The following is an 18,636-nucleotide window of genomic DNA, read 5'->3' as shown; positions in this document are numbered from 1 at the left end:
TTAAAAGTCCTTACACAAGCGAAGTGAATCGTAGATGGCAGCATGAATGTTATGCATCGATATGCAATCGCCGACACGGAACAACATGAACTGATCTGCTGCCAACTCCTGATCAAGACCCGGCTGCGGTTGCGCGGCAAACAAAGTGGTGATATCGGTATGCCCCAGATTCACCGAGCGCTCTTTTAATTCCCAATAAAGTGCGTCATTCGGGGTAATGCCATTTTCAATCACAACCTGATCCACTTCACGCTCTTCAAGTTCGTCCGTATATTCATTACGTAGTGTCGCGATTATCTTGTCGCCTTCGCGTGCCACGCCATCCAGCCAATAGTTAGGCGTCATCACAACACCTAAGGCATACATACGACGGTAAAAAATCGGGAAGGTAGTGCCTCCCACATCGTCGGCTATCTTGACGTCAGGCGTTACCATTTCAACCACATTACCGCGACTCGCAATGAAATCGGCAACACCGGCACCAGCGTGAGTGCTAATACCGTCATAGACCAGCACGTTTTTTCCGGGAGCGACTTTACCCGACAAAATGTCCCAGCTGCTAACGGCCAAACCTTCCGGCACCTTCCAGTTAGGGTTTTCTTCAGTATGATTTAACCCACCGGTTGCCAGCACCACAATGTCCGGCTGCTCGGCAAGTATCATCTCTGCCGTCGCTGCCACGCCAAGCCGGCGATCAATGCCCAGGCGTTTGGTTTCCATATCAAACCAGCGCACAATGCCCGCCATTTGCTCACGTTGCGGTGCTTTGGCGGCCAGTATGATTTGCCCGCCGACCTGATCATTCTTCTCAAACAAAACCACATCATGACCGCGTTCACGCGCTACCCGTGCCGCTTCCAAGCCAGCAGGACCAGCGCCGACCACGACGACTTTACGTTTTTTACCCGGTGATTTTTCAATGACATGCGGCATGGTTTCTTCACGGCTGGTTGCGGCATTTTGTATGCACAGCACATCCAACCCATTGTATTGACGATCAATACAATAATTAGCGCCAACACATTGTTTAATCTGATCTTCTTTACCGTCGCGTATCTTAATCACCAGATGCGGATCCGCCATTTGCCCACGCGTCATCCCGACCAGATCACACATGCCGTTGGCCAGAACGCGTTCAGCCTGTACTGGATCACGAATGCTTTGCGCATGCATCAACGGCAAGGTAATCACCGATTTAATGCCCGCGGCCAGATGCACGAATGGCTCCGGCGGCAAGGCCATTGGCGGCATGCAATTGACTAGGGTATTGTGTGTATCTGCACCGGAGCCAATGACGCTGAGGTAATCGATTAAGCCGGTTTTTTCCATTTCCACGGCAATTTCTTTAAGCATTTCATGACTTAAACCGTCTTCATGAAATTCATCGCCGCACATCCGTAAGCCAACGCAAAAATCACGCCCCACCGCTTCACGAATCGCCGTCAATACTTCAATCCCAAACCGCAGCCGATTTTGCAAGCTACCGCCGTATTCATCGGTGCGTTTATTGGTGCGCGGACTCCAGAACTGGTCGATTAAATGTTGATGCGCAGCGGATATCTCAATGCCGTCCATGCCCGCCAATTGCACCCGCTTTGCAGCACTGGCAAAGTCTTGCACTATGCGACGAATTTCATGCAATTCGATGATTTTTGCATTACCGCGATGTACTGGCTCACGTACACCGGAAGGAGTTAACAAATGCGGCCAATGTTCGCCATGATAGCTGGAGCGTCGGCCCATATGCGTCGCCTGAATCATGATTTTTGCGCCGTGCTTATGCATGGTTGCAGCCAGACGCGCCAACGGTTCTATGACCCGGTCATTCGATAAATCAACCGACTTCCACCACCCTTGCGGGCTATCAATCGATACCGGACTGGAGCCGCCGCAAATTGCCAGGCCAACTCCGCCCTTGGCTTTCTCTTCGTAGTAACGAATATAGCGCTCACCCGGAACGCCATTTTCTGCATACACCTCGGCATGAGCAGTACTGATGATGCGATTACGGATGGTGACTTTATTAATCGTAATCGGTGCAAACAGATTCGGATAACGCATGTCTTTCCTTATTTCGGTTCAACTGTAAACACGCAATGAGCATGACCTTCAGCAGCACATTGTGTTTCGCTACTGGTGGTGGCATAGCTGCGTCCGGTAGTCTGCGCCACCCAATCCATCGCGCCGGAAAACCAACCGGCAAACATGTAGCACAGCTTGTCGTGTGCGTCGGGTTGTGCCAGCACGAAAGAAGAATGATGCAGCGAAATACGCGCATGTCCGGTTTCAACATTCACAGAGTCAAATACAAACAAGCCCCAGCCGCGTTGCGACAGACGTTTTAAGTAATGTTCGAATACGGCCAGGCCAGACATGTCGTGCGTAGCGGCTTCTTTTTCACACCAAAAATAGGCCGACTTATAACCGGCGCCATACAGCTGTTGCGCATAACGTTCACGACCTAATGCCGCTTCGATTGCTACATGATTATTGACAAAAAAATGACGTGGCACGTATAGCATTGGCAAACCATCAGTGCTCCACACGCCGGTTTCTTCGTTCACCTCGATGGGTAATTGGGGTTTCATCTGACACTCCTGAATAAATATTGAATAGTTGGGATTAATAGAAATTAGGTTTTCGTAGGGGTGCCCCTTGTGGGTACCCGTGGTTGCTCAAAGAAGGGCGCCCAAAAGGGACGCCCCTACAAAACCAAAATCACAAATACAACCTACGCGCCCCAGACTTCTTTGAACGTACGCACCCAGTTATCACCCATCACCTTGCGTATGCGGGACTCGGTCCAACCTGCTTTTTCCATCGCATCGGTTAAATTCGGGAACTCGCCTATGGTGCGAATACCCAGCGGATTTAAGATCGTGCCGAACTTGGTTAGCTGGCGATAACGGCCTTTATCATGGGTAATCCAATCGAAGAAACCTTTGTCGTAGCCCTGAGTAAAGTCGGTGCCGACACCAACACAGTCTTCGCCAACCAGATTAATTACATAGTCGATCGCTTCGACATAATCTGTGACGGTGGCTTCAATGCCACGCTTGAGGAAAGGAGGAAACATGGTGACGCCGATAAAACCACCGTGGTCAGCAATGAAGCGTAATTGCTCGTCGCTCTTGTTGCGCGGATGTTCTTTCAAGCCCGATGGAAGGCAATGCGAATAACAAACCGGTTTAGCTGATGCCAGAATCGCTTCTTCCGAGGTAGCGCCGCCAACGTGCGATAAATCCACCATAATGCCGACCCGGTTCATTTCCGCAATCGCTTCGCGGCCAAAGCCGGACAAGCCGCCATCGCGCTCATAGCAACCGGTACCGATCAGGTTTTGCGTGTTGTAGCAAATTTGCACTACGCGTACACCCATATCGGCAAATGCTTCGATATAGCCAAGGTTATCTTCAAACGCATGGGCATTTTGAAAACCGAGAATGATGCCGGTTTTACCGTTTTGTTTGGCGTCTTGAATATCTTTGGTGCTTCTTACCAGCGATACCAGTTCGCTGTTTTCACGCATTAATTTTTTCATATCGGCGATATTCGCCACCGTGTCGCTGAATCCTTCCCAGACTGACACAGTGCAATTTGCCGCAGTTAAACCGCCGCGCCGCATATCTTCAAAAATTGACCGTTCCCACTTAGCGATGATTAAGCCATCGATAATGGTTGCAGAGTCGTGCAAGTTGCTCATATTTGTCTCCTGGTCGCGCTAGATGAAATTAATAGATCGGAAATTCTTTGCAGATGGCAGCAACTTCAGCGCGCACCCGGTTTTCTATCGCGCTGTTTCCTTCTGGATTGGTGCGCAAGCCATTCAACACGTCCAAAATCAACGCACCGATCTGGCGGAATTCCTGCTCACCGAAACCACGGGTAGTACCCGCAGCAGTGCCGAGACGCACACCGGAAGTAACTGTCGGCTTTTCATCGTCAAAAGGGATTCCGTTTTTATTGCAGGTAAATCCGGCACGTTCTAAAGCATGTTCAGTCGTGTTTCCTTTTAAGCCCATCGGTCGTAAATCAACCAGCAACAAATGGTTATCGGTTCCGCCAGTGACCAGATCAACGCCGCCGGCAACCAGCACTTCGCCAAGTGCGCGGGCGTTGGCGACTACCTGCTTGATATAGCTGGTAAATTCCGGTTGTAACGCTTCGCCAAACGCAACGGCCTTTGCTGCAATCACATGCATTAACGGCCCGCCCTGCAAACCGGGGAAAACGGCTGAATTAATTTTTTTAGCAATCTCTTCATCATTAGTCATGATGATGCCGCCACGCGGGCCGCGTAAAGTCTTGTGAGTGGTTGATGTCGTGACATGCGCATGCGGTACCGGGCTGGCATGCAGTCCAGTTGCAACCAAGCCAGCGATATGCGCCATATCCACCATCAAATATGCGCCAACACTGTCGGCAATGGCGCGAAACCGTGCCCAGTCCACTTCACGCGGATAGGCAGAGAAACCGGCAATAATTAATTTTGGCTTATGCTCAAGCGCCAAACGCTCTACTTCTTCGTAATCAATTAAACAGTCGACGCGACGTACCCCGTATTGGATCGCGTTAAACCATTTGCCGGACAGCGCCGGTTTGGCGCCGTGGGTTAAATGACCACCTGCTGATAACGACATACCCAGCACGGTTTCACCCGGCTTTACCAACGCCAGCATTACTGCGCCATTAGCTTGTGCGCCGGAATGCGGTTGCACATTGACGTATGCTGCATCAAATAATTGTTTAGCACGCTCAATCGCCAAAGTTTCAACCACATCGACTTGATCGCAGCCACCGTAATAACGCTTGCCGGGGTAGCCTTCTGCATATTTATTGGTCAAGACCGAGCCTTGCGCTTCCAGTACCGCTTTGGAGACGATATTTTCCGAGGCGATCATTTCGATCTGGTCACGCTGGCGATGCATTTCGCCGTTAATGGCGGTCATTACCGCAGAATCTGTTTGCGCCAGTGAGTTATTGAAAAATGCTTTGTTAGACATGTTTATCTCCCGATTAAACTTACTCTGAAATTGTAGGGGCTCCCCTTGTGGGTGCCCTTCGGTATGAACTAATATTGCGAGTTCCTGGCTACCAGGGCACCCACAAGGGATGCCCCTACGCTGCAAATGCATCAACAAAAAACCACATTGACGGCCAACCCGCCCAGTGAGGTTTCTTTATATTTACTTTGCATATCGATGCCGGTCTGGCGCATCGTCTCGATAACCTGGTCCAGCGATACCAAGTGCCGTCCGTCGCTCATCATTGCCATCCGCGCTGCGTTAATCGCCTTAATTGCGCCCATGCTATTACGCTCAATACAGGGCACTTGCACCAAACCATTCAGCGGGTCGCAAGTCATGCCGAGAAAGTGTTCCATGGCGATTTCTGCGGCGTTTTCCACTTGCAGATTAGTCCCGCCCATTACCGCAACCAAACCGGCTGCTGCCATTGAAGCCGATACACCAATCTCGCCCTGACAACCCATCTCGGCGGCTGAAATAGAGGCGTTGCGCTTGTACAGCATGCCGATACCAGCGGCTGTCAATAAAAACCGGATAATGCCGTCATCATTAGCACTAGGATTAAAGCGGGTGTAATAGCTGAGTACGGCTGGAATCACACCTGCGGAACCGTTAGTCGGCGCCGTTACTACGCGGCCACCGGCGGCATTTTCTTCATTCACGGCGATGGCAAAGGCGCTCAAAATATCCATCAACGCAAAGTCAATACTGAGCTTGCCATCCGAACCGTGACCAGCCTGCCTGAACATGGCTGGCGCACGTCGTTTCAGGCTCAAGCCACCCGGCAATGTCCCTTCGGTTATGAGTCCGCGCTCTACGCAGTCATGCATGACCTGCCAAATTTCCAATAACCGCAGCCGTGTCGTTTGTTCATCTTGATAGGTCAACTCATTGTCAAGAACGATGTCTGCAATACTGCATTGTTTGGTTTCGCACCAATTCAATAAATCCTGTGCGCTCGCAAATGGACAAGGCTCGGACGAACGCGTAACTTCCAATTTCACGCTCACATCTATTTCATCTTCGTCCTGTACCGCACCACCGCCGATTGAAAAATACGCACGCTTTACCAATACATTGCCATCAGCATCAAATGCAGTTAGCCGCATGCCATTCGGATGTTGCGGCAAAGATTCCCGCATGTGAAATAACAAATCCGTGGCGCAGGAAAAAGATATTTCATGTGTGCCATCCAGCAGCAATTGCTGGTCTAAGCGCACTAAATCTACCTTGTCTTGTGCCGTCGCCGGATTCACTGAATGTGGTTGCTCACCAAGTAAACCAAGTATCACCGCGCCATTGGTTCCATGGCCGACACCGGTCAACGCGAGCGATCCATACAAATCTACCTGCACACGCGCTACTTCTGTTAACTGTGGCTTCAACAACTGTAGAAAACGATTGACCGCCAACATCGGCCCCACCGTGTGCGAACTAGACGGCCCGATACCGATGCGAAAGACTTCAAAGACGCTAAACGGCATTACAGAAAACTCAATAATGGATGAGAGGAATCCGGCGTTAATACGCTAATCCCCAATCCATAAGGTCGTGCAGCTTTAGTCAGCAGCAGCCAGAAATAATCGGCAAAGCTACGGCGGAAAATAACAAAAATCCCCTCGCTGTCATGACGCAAAGCCACAATATTGGCTTTGTGGCAGATGGTGCTAATCGCTTGCCCGTCCGTAATCGATTCAAAGTCGTACACCCCAACATGGCGCAACAATTCAACATGCTTCGCGCCACTTACATAAACCGTCGTCAACCCGCCCGAGTTATCCGCCACCTGCGCATGCAGAGTGCTCAACGATTCTGTCAGCTTGGCTAAATAATTGCCATGCGCCGCTCTTGCGCACACCACCAGCCATTCGTCCGGCGTCTGCCAAACAACGATGCCCTGATTTACCGGAACAAAAGTACTCGGCGTAGTCGGCAATGCAATCCCTAATACATCCTGGATTGCCTGAATAAAGAGCGGATCTGCACTATTTCCACGCACTACGATATAACCAAGCAAGGGCAATTCATTCATCCACACACCGCGGCTACTATCTTTGCTGCGCGCTTGCGCAGGTAAACCAAAGGCGTGCAAAGGTGAACGTGCGTAGGGCTTAAAATTAGGATTAATTTGCTTAACCGCCTCAGCAGCTATTTCAGGTGAATAGTTAGACATGTTGACGTTTTCCTTCTGGATCAATAAACACAGGGGACACGATTTTTGCTTTCGTGATTTTTCCGCCATCCCAGCAATACAGCACTTGTCCGTCTTTAGCCGAACCGCCTTCAACTAGCGCCATCGCAATCGAACGGCCAAGGAAAGCGCTGTGATAACTCGATGTGACGCGGCCGATCATGTGCTCCATCGGGCCGACTTGCGCGCTCTCTACAATCTGCGCACCTTCGGTCAACACCACATTCGGGTCTTCGGTCATCAAACCAACTAACTGCTTACGGTCAGTCCGTGCGGTGTCAGTCCGAGCAAGTGAACGCTTACCCAGGAAAGCAAACGATTTTTTCATACTGACTGCCCACGCCATACCCAAATCAATCGGCGAGACGGAACCATCGGTATCTTGCCCAACAATGATGAAACCTTTTTCTGCACGCAATACGTGCATCGTTTCGGTACCGTAAGGGGTAATTTCAAACTCTTCACCCGCCTTCATCAAGGCTTCCCACATGTAATGGCCGTAACTGGCGTCAACGTTGACTTCATAAGCCAGTTCGCCGGAAAAGCTGATACGAAATACTCTGGCTGGAACGCCAGCTACCGTGCCAATCCGGCAATCCATAAATTTAAACGCATCGGCCGACAGGTCAATATCCGTACACAGTTTTTCCAGCACAGCACGGCTTTTAGGGCCGACCACTGCACTGGTTGACCAATGATCGGTCACTGAGGTCAGGTAGACTTTTAAATCCGGCCATTCGGTTTGCAACCAGCGTTCCAGCCAGCTCATGACACGTGCAGCGCCGCCGGTGGTCGTGGTCATCATAAAATGCTGGTCATCCAGACATGCGGTAACGCCGTCGTCCATCACCATGCCGTTTTCATCGAGCATTAAGCCGTAACGGCACTTGCCCGGAGCAAGCTGGCTCCATGCATTGGAATAGACGCGATTTAAAAATTCACGTGCATCCGGGCCACGGATATCGATTTTTCCGAGCGTAGAAGCATCCATCATCCCGACGCCATTACGTGCAGCTAAACATTCACGATTGACTGCGGCATGTAAATCTTCGCTGCCTTTTGGAAAATACCAAGGGCGCATCCATTGCCCGACCACTTCAAACTTGGCATCGCGTTTTACATGTGCTTCATGTATCGCTGAATATCGGGATGGGTCAAACGTATCACCCACCATCGCGCCAGCCAACGCACCGAATGCCACCGGCGTGTAGGCAGGGCGATACGTCGTGGTGCCGACTTCGGCAATCGATTTACCGAGTGCATCAGCGGCAATCGCAAAGCCATTGACGTTGGAAAGCTTGCCTTGATCGGTACCGAAACCCAGGCCGGTGTAGCGTTTAACGTGTTCAATCGAACGATAATTTTCACGCACAGCCAACTCAATATCAGAGGCAGCAACGTCGTTTTGATAATCAACAAACGCTTTTTTGCCATGCCCTTCGCGTTTGCCGTCAGGCACGCGGAATATGCGGCGTGCTGGAGCTGCGTTTACCGGCATTTTGCTGCCCTCAACTTTAGGTTGTGCAACTGACACTGTTTTACCCAACGACGAACATAAGGCCGTCACAACCTGAGTGGTCTGTGCAATTGCATCCTGCAAACTGAATTCACCAACCACCGAACCCACACAGGAAATTCCCTTGCGCCCTTGTTCCGGTGCGACAAAAGCTAGCTTTTCTTCACTCCAGCTAGGTCGGCTACCGTTATGGCAAAACAAATGTACATTCGGCGATAAGCCACCGGAAGAAAGTAATAAATCACAGGCAACCTCAGCGCCGCTACCGATCGCTTGATTCATAACAGGGTCGAGTTTAATTAAATGCGCACCCATCACAGCGCGGCCGCCGACTGCATGCGCAATGCCATGACCGTTCAAAATGGTTACTCCGGCCTGCTGTGCCGCCTTGCTGCGTGCAGGCAGTGCGCCATTTACCCGCGTATCAGCCAGAGTGACTTCTGCACCGGCCTGCGCCAAGTCACAGGCTGCGCCATAAGCCCAGTCATTACTGGTCATCACCAACACTTTTTTTCCTGCACGGACTGAATAACGGTTTAAATAGGTTTGTCCCGCTGATGCCGTCATCACGCCCGGTAAATCGTTATTCCCAAAAACTAGGGGACGTTCTAATGCACCGGTTGCCAGAATGACTTGATTGGCACGAATTTTGTGTAGGCGCTGACGTGGCAATTCTGCGTTGCGTGCATTAAGCGATAAATGATCCTGAATCAGTTCAACTGCCTGCACTAAATTTGCATCATGCAAGGCAAATGCAGTCGTACGCGGTAAGCGCGTCACATTCGACATTTGATCCAATTCTGCGATACAGCTACGCAGCCATGTATGTGTAGGATAACTGTCGATGATTGCATCGCCGTCCGACAATAACCAACCGCCCATTTCCGCTTGCTCGTCCACCAACATCACACGCAAACCGGCACGCGCTGCAATCAACGCAGACCAGATACCGCAAGCACCACCGCCGACGACCAACACGTCGGGGTGATGATGCAGATGATCGTAATATTCAGGATCAGGGTCAACCGGAGCACTGCCGAAACCAGCGGCGCGGCGAATAACGTCTTCGTACAACGGCCACATTTTTGGCGGTGCCATAAAGGTTTTGTAATAGAACCCGGCTGGCATAAACCGCGCTGCCCGTCCCATGACGCTCTTCACATCAAAATTTAGCGACGGCCAACCGGTAGTCGAGAATGCGTTCAGTCCTTCATATAACTCAACTTGCGTTGCCTTCACGTTAGGAGTCGTCACCGCTCCCTTCTCCAATTGAATTAAGGCATTCGGTTCTTCCGCACCATGACCAACGATGCCGCGCGGACGTCCATATTTAAAGCTGCGCCCAATCATGCGCACGCCATTAGCTAACAAAGCGGATGCGAGCGTATCGCCAGCAAACCCCTGATAACTCTTGCCGTCAAAAGTAAAGGACAACGCTTGCTCACGATTGATACGTGAATTAGGTTTATTAATACGATGCGAATTCACGCTTGCTCCTCGAGGTAAATCCGTTTGCCTTCAGACAGTGTCCAGCCGCCGGCAATTTCGTGCGTAAAAGTGTGGCGCTTTACGGCAATCACTTTGCGGCAACCGGCCGAATGCAGCCATTGCTCCCAATGCCAACCCTTGGTGTTTTTACGCATAAAGACGTAATCGCCCCACTCCGCATCGGTAGCCGTATCAGGTGCAGCCGGGCGAGGAATAAAGGCTTCTCCGGCGTAGCTGAATTCTTCTTCTTCGCGCACATCGTTACAGTGCGGACAATGAAACATAAACATGAGGCAGTTCTCCCTGTATCTAATCTAATTGCGATTAATGTGCGACGCCAGCAGCACCGTGTTCGTCAATTAAATGCCCGCTATGAAAGCGATCCAAACCGAAAGCAGCGTTGAGCGGATGTGGTTCATCGTGCGCAATCGTGTGAGCGAACACATGGCCGGAACCGGGCGTTGCCTTAAAGCCGCCAGTGCCCCAGCCACAGTTAAAATACAAACCTTTAATCGGTGTTTTGCCAATAATTGGACACGCGTCGGGAGAGACATCAACGATGCCGCCCCACTGACGATTCATCCGTACCCGGGAAAACATAGGGAACAATTCGATAATTGCGGCGGCTGTATGCTCGATTACATGCGGGCTACCGCGTTGCGCATAGCTGAGGTAACTATCAATACCGGCACCAATCACCAGCTCACCCTTATCAGACTGACTGAGGTAACCATGCACCGCATTGGACATCACCACAGTATCTAAAACCGGCTTGAGAGATTCTGAAACAAAGGCTTGCAGCGGATGGCTTTCCAGCGGCATACGCAAGCCGACCATTTTGGCTAACGTCGTTGAATGACCTGCTGCCACACACCCAACGCGGTCAGCACGAATAGTGCCGCGTGAGGTTTCCACGCCTTTAATGTGTCCACCGTCCACATTCAAACCAGTCACTTCGCATTGCTCGATAATGTCGACACCAAGATTACTGGCAGCACGGGCAAAGCCCCAGGCCACCGCGTCATGCCGGGCAACGCCAGCGCGTGGCTGAAAACTTGCGCCCATAATCGGGTAACGGGTATTGCTGCTAGTGTTAATCATGGGGATACGATCTTTGACTTCGGCGGCGCTAAGCACTTGCGCATCGATTTCGTTGATCAGGTTGGCATTCACACGCCGTTCAATATCGCGCATATCTTGTAATGAGTGCCCTAAATTGAACACACCGCGCTGGCTGAACATGACGTTGAAGTTGATTTCTTGCGACAAACCTTCCCACAGTTTCAGCGAGTGTTCGTACAGCATGGCGGCTTCGTCCCACAAATAATTGGAACGAACGATAGTGGTATTGCGCGCTGTATTCCCGCCGCCCAGATAACCTTTTTCGAGCACCGCAATATTGCGAATGCCGTGTTCTTTCGCCAGGTAATAAGCCGTCGCCAATCCATGACCGCCAGCGCCGATAATAATCACATCGTAAGAACTCTTCGGCTCCGGACTACGCCACGCCTGATCCCAACCTTCCTGACGTTTGAAGCCTTGCTGAATGAGGCTCCACAACGAGTAGTTTTTCTGTGCCATATCGCTTTTCCCGCCTCAAAATCGTAGGAGTTAATTATTGCGATGGCGCTGAATTTAAAATTGATTGATTAGGACACAGTATTGTCTGATTTCGACATGTTTATGATGCGCTGCACTATTTCTACCAATCTTCGCGAGCACATAATTCACGCCAACGATCATCAAATTCGCTGATTTCAAATGAAAGGAATTGCCTTCGATCATGCATCATTACAGCGCGCTAGTTTGGTGCGATCCCTAGGAATATGCACCTTCACTGAACAAAATAGCGCGCATTCAAAATAATATTCAGTTAGCTCAGTTAGGTTCGCTAACAAACATCTTGTTGCGTTAATGAAACAAAGATTCTCGTCTAGAGCAATAAGGCTTTATTGACTGCTTATTGACTATTTACGCCATCATGTCCATTAATTTTGTTGTTAGCAGGGTAGTCGCTATGTATAATTTTCCGGGAGACAAGCTGGTACAAAAATTGCTGAGAAGTTGATAACGTTCATAGTTTGAAATGCGTTTTCCAACACTGACTCACCATTTTTTGATCGCATCCTGGCCATTAAAAAATCCGCAAAGGAGGCTATTTTGTTAAATTCGAATACCAAGAAAAAGAGCAAGCTATCGGTGGGCTTTGTGCTGTCGCCCAACTTCACCCTGCTGGCTTTTTCCGCATTTGTCGACACGCTACGTTTAGCCGCGGACGATGGTGATCGCAGTCGCCCGATCCATTGTGAATGGACGGTGCTGAGTCATGAAATGCGCCCTATCAAAGCCAGTTGCGGCATCGAGATTATGCCAACCTCACAGTTAACTGACCCGAGCAAGTTCGATTACATCGTTATGGTTGGCGGCCTGTTAAACGCACTTCAACTTCCAACTGCACTCGAAAATTACTTAAAACAGGCCGCCGCAGCTAATGTTCCATTGATCGGCATTTGTACCGGCAGTTTCGTACTTGCCAGACTGGGATTAATGCAAGGCCGACGCAGTTGCGTGAGCTGGTATGTACACAGTGAATTCACCAACGAATTCCCCGATCTTAAAGTCAGCTCCGATGAATTATTCATCGACGATGTGGACCGGCTCACCTGCGCCGGCGGCACTAGCGTAGTGCATTTGGCGGCCTATCTGGTTGACCGCCATTGTGAAAAATCGCGCGCAGCGAAAGCACTGCGCATCATGATAGAACACGCGCCCCTGCCCGCTAAAACGCCGCAACCGCAACCGTTATTTACAAAGGAAACCAACAACATCCGCGTGCGGAAGGCGATGTTATTAATGGAGCGGCATTTGAGCGATCCGCTACCAGCCGAATTTATTGCGCAACACGTCAATGTGAGCGTGCGTCATCTGGAACGCCTGTTTCAGACTGAGCTCGGCATGAGCCCGCTGGCTTTAGCATTTGAGCTGCGCTTAAACAATGCCTACAACCTACTGATTACTACCAACAATTCCATCATTGATATCGCCTTACAGTGCGGCTTTTTAAGTAACTCGCATTTTTCCCGCTGCTTTAGAAAATTTCACGGAAAAACACCGTCACTAGTCCGGGAAGAAGCGCTTAGTACCGGCAATACCGGATTTAGCGTACCGCGCAGCCGATCACTGAACCCATCAAAAAACATTGCCATTTCTGCTGCATTGATCTAAAAAATAGTGATATGTAAGGATTTTGAACTAAGTCCGACTGATAGCCATGCCCAGTAGGTGAGTAGCTTGGAGTCAAAAAATACCGAGGGCCATTTTATCGACTTACGACGAATGGACTAACAATGACCAATAGACACGCGGAAAAGCCCTCACTGCGAGCCGGCGCAACCAACAACCTCCAGCTACCGGGGCGTGTCGTTCTGGTTCTACAGGGCGGCGGCGCACTTGGCGCATATCAAGTCGGGGTGTACGAGGCGCTGCATGCTGCAGGAATCGAGCCTGAATGGGTTATAGGAACGTCCATCGGCGCGATCAACGGCGCGCTGATCGCAGGTAATAAACCTGCTGATCGCATGGAAAAATTATTGGCATTTTGGGAGAAAATAGAACAACAATCCATAGCTACCCGATTCGATCCGTTTGGCGTCAGTAGCCTATTTTCAAACATAACAACGGTGCTGAACGGCATCCCCTCCTTCTTTAAGCCAAACCCGGCAGCACTGCTTGGCAACAAAGTCAAACTAGGAGTGGAAAAGGCTTCTTACTATAGTACCGAGCCACTGGCACGCACATTGTGCGAGCTGGTTGATTTTGGTCAGATCAATGGCATGGGAAAAACGCGCTTAACGGTCGGTGCGGTGAATGTCAATTCGGGCATGATGCGGTATTTCGATAGTAGTAATACACACATCGATGCCAAGCACATCATGGCTTCCGGCGCATTGCCACCGGCGTTCGGCGCAATCAGGATTGAAGACGCCCCCTACTGGGACGGAGGTATTTATTCCAACACCCCCATCGAAGCCGTTTTAGATGACAACCCGCGACGTAACTCCCTGATTTTTGCTGTCAATGTATGGCACCAGAGCGGACCGGAACCGGAATCGATTGCCGACGTTTTGGCACGCCAGAAAGACATCCAGTTTGCCAGCCGCGCCGACAGTCACATTGAGAAGCAAAAACAAATCCATCGATTGCGGCATGTAATCCGTGAGCTTGGCAAACAACTACCGGCTAGCAAACAGAACGAAGCGTGTGTAAAAGAATTGACTGCCTGGGGTTGCGGAACCACGATGCACGTTGCCCATCTGGTTGCACCGCGCCTTGACGATGAAGATCAAAGTAAAGACATCGACTTTTCCTTCACTGGCGTGAATGCCCGACGCGCTGCCGGCTACGCCGATACGCTTCGAATGATCGAACGCGCTCCCTGGCGGGAAGGTAACGATTCTATCGAAGGGATTATCGAGTATCGATCATGTCCATGATTACTCCGCTATTTTTCATACTGGCATTGCTGGCCGCCGGAGTAATGGGTTTTGCCATCCAACGCGGCGCGACCTGCTCTGTGACTGCGGTGGATGAAATCGTCAGTCGGCGTGGTACAAAACGCCTCGTCGCCTTGTTGGAAGCGGCAGTCTGGGTAGCTGTCGGACTTGGGTTAGCCCAACACTTTCATTTACTGAACAGTTTACCGGGCGGCTACGCTGTCACAAGCTGGACATTTTTTGGTGCGATGATCTTAGGCTTGGGGGCTTACATCAACGGTGCTTGCGTAGTTGGGGTAATCGCTCGTTTAGGTATCGGACAGTGGGTTTTCGCTTTAACGCCCATAGGTTATTTTTTAGGCTGCCTCAGTATGCAAGTAATCTTTGGCATGCCAATGCACACGGCAACGCCAAGCACTTCAGCCATGGCTTTGGCTGCCAGTGCGGCTCTTTGGCCATTAGCTGCGTTATTGATTTGGCGGATTTACAAAATTTTCACGCGTACCAGACAAGCGAATAGCGACACAGCATGGTCGCCGCACATGGCCACCATCGTCATCGGTTTTGCTTTTCTGGCGACCGTAATTTTGTCAGAAAAATGGACTTACACCGAGGTATTGTCCGAACTGGCGCACGGCATGTTACAGAATATAAACGGCCGCATTGGTATGGCCGCCGCTCTGTTTGCCGGGGCTGTGGTAGGCGGAAAAACTGCCGGCAAGTTTTGCTGGACGACCCCGTCGATAACCGCGGCTTTACGTTGCCTGCTTGGAGGTGCAATGATGGCATGGGGCAGCTTGCTGATTCCCGGTAGCAATGATGGTCTGATATTAATCGGCATGCCTCTGCTTTGGCCTTACGCATGGCTGGCATTTTTTACAATGTGCCTTAGCATTGCCTCGGCTCAGTTAGCCACGCGCTATTTTTTCAATAGTCAGGTATGATTTATTAAATTTTTTCAAGCAACACCTAGATCATTTAATTGTCATTGAGAAACTTCAACAGGGTCGTCTATGGATTTAGCAACTTCAGTGAACGTGGCAATAGCAGACCGGGACCATGCGCTTGATACGAAGGAGTTCACTATCCAGGAACTCACTACCGGCTTGTTAAGCGACCATGCCACCATTTCCCCCAAATACTTTTACGATACCGTAGGCTCGGTGTTATTCGAGACGATTTGCGTCCTGCCTGAGTATTATCCAACCCGCACCGAAGCCGGCATTTTTACCCGCCACCTTACTGATATTTCTCAAACCATCGGCCCGGGCGGTACCTTGATTGATTTAGGTGCCGGTAATTGTGCCAAAGCAGCGCGACTTTTCCCGTTTCTCCATCCAGATCAATATGTGCCGATCGACATTTCAGTGAATCATTTAACGGATTCGGTACGGCATTTGCGGCAACGTTTTCCGCACATTGAAATGACGGCGCTGGGCATGGATTTTTCAAAAAACTGGACATTGCCTGACGAAGTGCGCAGCGACCAACGCTTGTTTTTTTACCCCGGCTCGTCAATAGGTAATTTTCACCCTGACATTGCTCTGACCTTCCTCAAAAAAATCCGCGCTGCCTGCGACGCCGATGGCGGCATCCTGATCGGCATTGACCTGATCAAAGACTCTGCCACACTCAATGCTGCCTACGATGATGATCTGGGCGTTACGGCCGCGTTTAATCTGAATGCGTTGCGACATGTTAATCAGTTGCTGGGCTCTGATTTTGATATACGTCAATGGCAGCATTATGCGTTCTTTAATGCGCAGCAATCGCGTATTGAAATGCATCTGGAAGCACGGATGAATCTGCAAGTGAAATGGGGAAATAATCATCGACATTTTATTCGTGGTGAACGGATTCATACTGAGAACAGCTATAAATATTCACTACCCCTATTTTTAGAATTATTGAGCGCCGCAGGTTTTGGAAAAGCCCGCCATTGGAGCGACGATGCAAACTGGTATGCAGTGATTTATGCTAAAGCGATTTAAACTATGTCCGCAACACTAACGCTAATAGAGCGCTGGACAAAGACCCGCGAATATTCCCTGCGCATCGCGGCTTACCTTTCAGCAGAAGATGCGGCGGCGCAATCAATGCCGGATGCCAGCCCCATTAAATGGCATCTCGCGCATACCACCTGGTTTTTTGAAACCTTTATTCTTGAAACGTTTGATCCTGATTTTCACGCATTTCATCCAGCCTTTAAATTACTGTTTAACTCTTACTACAACGGGATAGGTGAGCAATATCCGCGCCCGCAACGAGGGCTACTGACCCGCCCCGACCTCAAGGAAGTTTTGGAATACCGGCATGCCGTCGACGAGCGCATCCAACTCCTATATCAACATCACTCATCAATTAAATGCGATGAATTGATTGAACTCGGCATTCAGCATGAACAGCAACATCAGGAGCTAATGCTGACCGATATTAAACATCTGCTGTCGTCCAATCCGCTGAATCCAGTCATGCTCGCTGAAGATACAGGCATTCTTGATACCGTTGACGCCATTCCAGCAGCAATCGATTGGCATTACTTTGAACCAGCTTTACAAGAAATCGGTCATCACGAAGCAGGGTTTTGCTTTGATAACGAAACCCCGCGCCATCGGCAATTTATTGAAGAATTTCAGCTCGCATCACGGCTCGTCAACAACGGTGAATATCTGGCCTTCATTGAAGCAGGTGGTTATACCAATCCCACCTTATGGCTTGCAGATGGATGGAATTGGATAATTCAACAGCAAATAAAACATCCACTGTATTGGCGGCACACTAATCATTGGCAAGAATTCACGCTGCACGGTCTGCATGAACTCGATCCGCTCCAACCGGTTTGCCATCTCTCTTTTTTTGAAGCCTCCGCGTATGCGAGTTGGGTAGGCGCGCGGCTACCGACCGAGGCGGAATGGGAATATGCGGCGCAAAAAAATGCCCAACTGACTCAACTATTTGCATGTTGCTGGCAATGGACTTCCAGTAGTTACGCGCCCTATCCGGGCTATGCCATCGCCGAGGGTGCAATAGGTGAGTACAACGGTAAATTCATGGTCAATCAATATGTGCTGCGCGGCTCTTCAGCCTTCACACCTAAACATCATTCGCGCTTAACTTACCGCAATTTTTTCCCAGCCAGCGCAAGATGGCAAAGAACGGGAATACGTCTGGCGCGTTCAATCGGTAAAGATTAATTAGCTTTCTTCGACCCTTTATCCAGAAAATTGACGTTGCCTTAGCATTCCATTATGATAATAAGTTATAAATTTATTATTAATTGGAATGTTTCAGCAACTCACTTTTAAAGGATATCCCGATGGACGTAATAGGCTCGAACAATATTATCCTCAGCTCACTCGATGAAATGGCTGATCGCTGCCGAAGCAACAGCCTCTGGTATATGTCCTTTGGCTTGGCGTGCTGTGCAGTAGAAATGATGCATTCCGCAGCAGCTCGTTATGACATCGACAGATTCGGCGTCATGCCGCGTGCCAGCCCGCGACATTCTGATCTGATGATTGTTGCAGGCACCTTAACCAATAAAATGGCTCCGGCATTAAGAAAAGTCTACGACCAAATGCCCGAACCGCGCTACGTCATTTCAATGGGTTCCTGCGCAAACGGCGGCGGTTATTATCACTACTCCTATTCCGTGGTACGCGGCTGCGACCGAATTGTTCCCGTCGATGTCTACGTTCCAGGTTGCCCACCGACAGCTGAAGCATTGATTTACGGATTGATCCAACTGCAACGAAAAGTAACTCGCCGCACAACGATAGCGCGCTAAAAATAAGTCCAATCACACTTAAACTCCACTGAACGGCATGGCAATCGACGCTACGATTGCCATGCCGTTCGTCTTAATTTTTCCATAAAAAAAAAGCACTTCCCAATGGAAGTGCTTAAACAAGATCTTATAAA

The 18,636-nt window shown here is 50.0% G+C and carries 15 protein-coding genes; 6 read left to right on the top strand and 9 right to left on the bottom strand.

Annotation, left to right across the window (positions count from 1 at the left end):
- The 9 genes from S2091_RS16575 to S2091_RS16535 form a co-directional block, all read right to left on the bottom strand.
- Complete coding sequence (locus tag S2091_RS16575) at positions 1-2,061, bottom strand: NADH:flavin oxidoreductase (protein WP_105533068.1); 2,061 nt, start codon at positions 2,059-2,061, stop codon at positions 1-3.
- 8 nt (positions 2,062-2,069) lie between these two features.
- A complete protein-coding gene (locus S2091_RS16570) occupies positions 2,070-2,588 on the bottom strand; it encodes a DUF5943 domain-containing protein (protein WP_105533067.1) in 519 nt (172 codons plus the stop codon).
- Positions 2,589-2,731: 143 nt separating this feature from the next.
- Positions 2,732-3,703 carry a dipeptidase gene (locus tag S2091_RS16565; RefSeq protein WP_105533066.1) on the bottom strand — a complete coding sequence of 324 codons (972 nt, stop codon included), beginning with the start codon at positions 3,701-3,703 and terminating at the stop codon, positions 2,732-2,734.
- Between the two features lie 28 nt (positions 3,704-3,731).
- A complete protein-coding gene (locus tag S2091_RS16560; RefSeq protein ID WP_105533065.1) occupies positions 3,732-5,003 on the bottom strand; it encodes a serine hydroxymethyltransferase in 1,272 nt (423 codons plus the stop codon).
- Between the two features lie 131 nt (positions 5,004-5,134).
- Positions 5,135-6,511 carry an L-serine ammonia-lyase gene (locus S2091_RS16555; protein ID WP_105533064.1) on the bottom strand — a complete coding sequence of 459 codons (1,377 nt, stop codon included), beginning with the start codon at positions 6,509-6,511 and terminating at the stop codon, positions 5,135-5,137.
- Positions 6,511-7,200 (bottom strand): sarcosine oxidase subunit gamma, encoded by a 690-nt coding sequence (locus S2091_RS16550; protein ID WP_165795009.1) that lies wholly within the window; start codon positions 7,198-7,200, stop codon positions 6,511-6,513. The genes S2091_RS16555 and S2091_RS16550 overlap by 1 nt, the downstream gene beginning before the upstream one ends.
- Positions 7,193-10,222 (bottom strand): sarcosine oxidase subunit alpha family protein, encoded by a 3,030-nt coding sequence (locus S2091_RS16545; RefSeq protein ID WP_105533062.1) that lies wholly within the window; start codon positions 10,220-10,222, stop codon positions 7,193-7,195. The genes S2091_RS16550 and S2091_RS16545 overlap by 8 nt, the downstream gene beginning before the upstream one ends.
- Positions 10,219-10,512, bottom strand: coding sequence for a sarcosine oxidase subunit delta (locus S2091_RS16540; RefSeq protein ID WP_105533061.1), 294 nt, complete (start codon positions 10,510-10,512; stop codon positions 10,219-10,221). Before S2091_RS16540 ends, S2091_RS16545 begins: the two co-directional genes overlap by 4 nt.
- A 34-nt stretch (positions 10,513-10,546) precedes the next feature.
- Positions 10,547-11,803: a sarcosine oxidase subunit beta family protein gene (locus S2091_RS16535; RefSeq protein WP_105533060.1), complete on the bottom strand. Its 1,257-nt coding sequence runs from the start codon at positions 11,801-11,803 to the stop codon at positions 10,547-10,549.
- A 579-nt stretch (positions 11,804-12,382) separates the two neighbouring features.
- On the opposite strand from S2091_RS16535, the gene S2091_RS16530 reads away from it, so the two are divergent.
- From S2091_RS16530 to S2091_RS16505, 6 genes are all read left to right on the top strand, one after another.
- Entirely contained in the window at positions 12,383-13,447 is a 1,065-nt protein-coding gene (locus S2091_RS16530) for a GlxA family transcriptional regulator (protein WP_207769729.1), read from the top strand.
- Between the two features lie 122 nt (positions 13,448-13,569).
- On the top strand, positions 13,570-14,715 hold the full coding sequence (locus S2091_RS16525; protein ID WP_105533058.1) for a patatin-like phospholipase family protein: 1,146 nt from the start codon (positions 13,570-13,572) through the stop codon (positions 14,713-14,715).
- On the top strand, positions 14,706-15,659 hold the full coding sequence (locus S2091_RS16520) for a YeeE/YedE thiosulfate transporter family protein (RefSeq protein WP_105533057.1): 954 nt from the start codon (positions 14,706-14,708) through the stop codon (positions 15,657-15,659). The genes S2091_RS16525 and S2091_RS16520 overlap by 10 nt, the downstream gene beginning before the upstream one ends.
- Before the next feature lie 69 nt (positions 15,660-15,728).
- Entirely contained in the window at positions 15,729-16,706 is a 978-nt protein-coding gene (gene egtD, locus S2091_RS16515; protein ID WP_105533056.1) for an L-histidine N(alpha)-methyltransferase, read from the top strand.
- A 3-nt stretch (positions 16,707-16,709) separates the two neighbouring features.
- Positions 16,710-17,909, top strand: coding sequence for an ergothioneine biosynthesis protein EgtB (gene egtB / locus S2091_RS16510; protein WP_105533055.1), 1,200 nt, complete (start codon positions 16,710-16,712; stop codon positions 17,907-17,909).
- A gap of 116 nt (positions 17,910-18,025) precedes the next feature.
- Complete coding sequence (locus S2091_RS16505) at positions 18,026-18,502, top strand: NuoB/complex I 20 kDa subunit family protein (protein WP_423828247.1); 477 nt, start codon at positions 18,026-18,028, stop codon at positions 18,500-18,502.
- Positions 18,503-18,636: the final 134 nt, after the last annotated feature.

This window comes from Solimicrobium silvestre (assembly GCF_002976435.1).
In the GTDB taxonomy this organism is placed as follows: Bacteria; Pseudomonadota; Gammaproteobacteria; order Burkholderiales; family Burkholderiaceae_D; genus Solimicrobium; species Solimicrobium silvestre.
The sequence above is the reverse complement of the archived record's forward strand: the minus strand, read 5'-3'. Positions and strand labels throughout refer to the sequence as shown.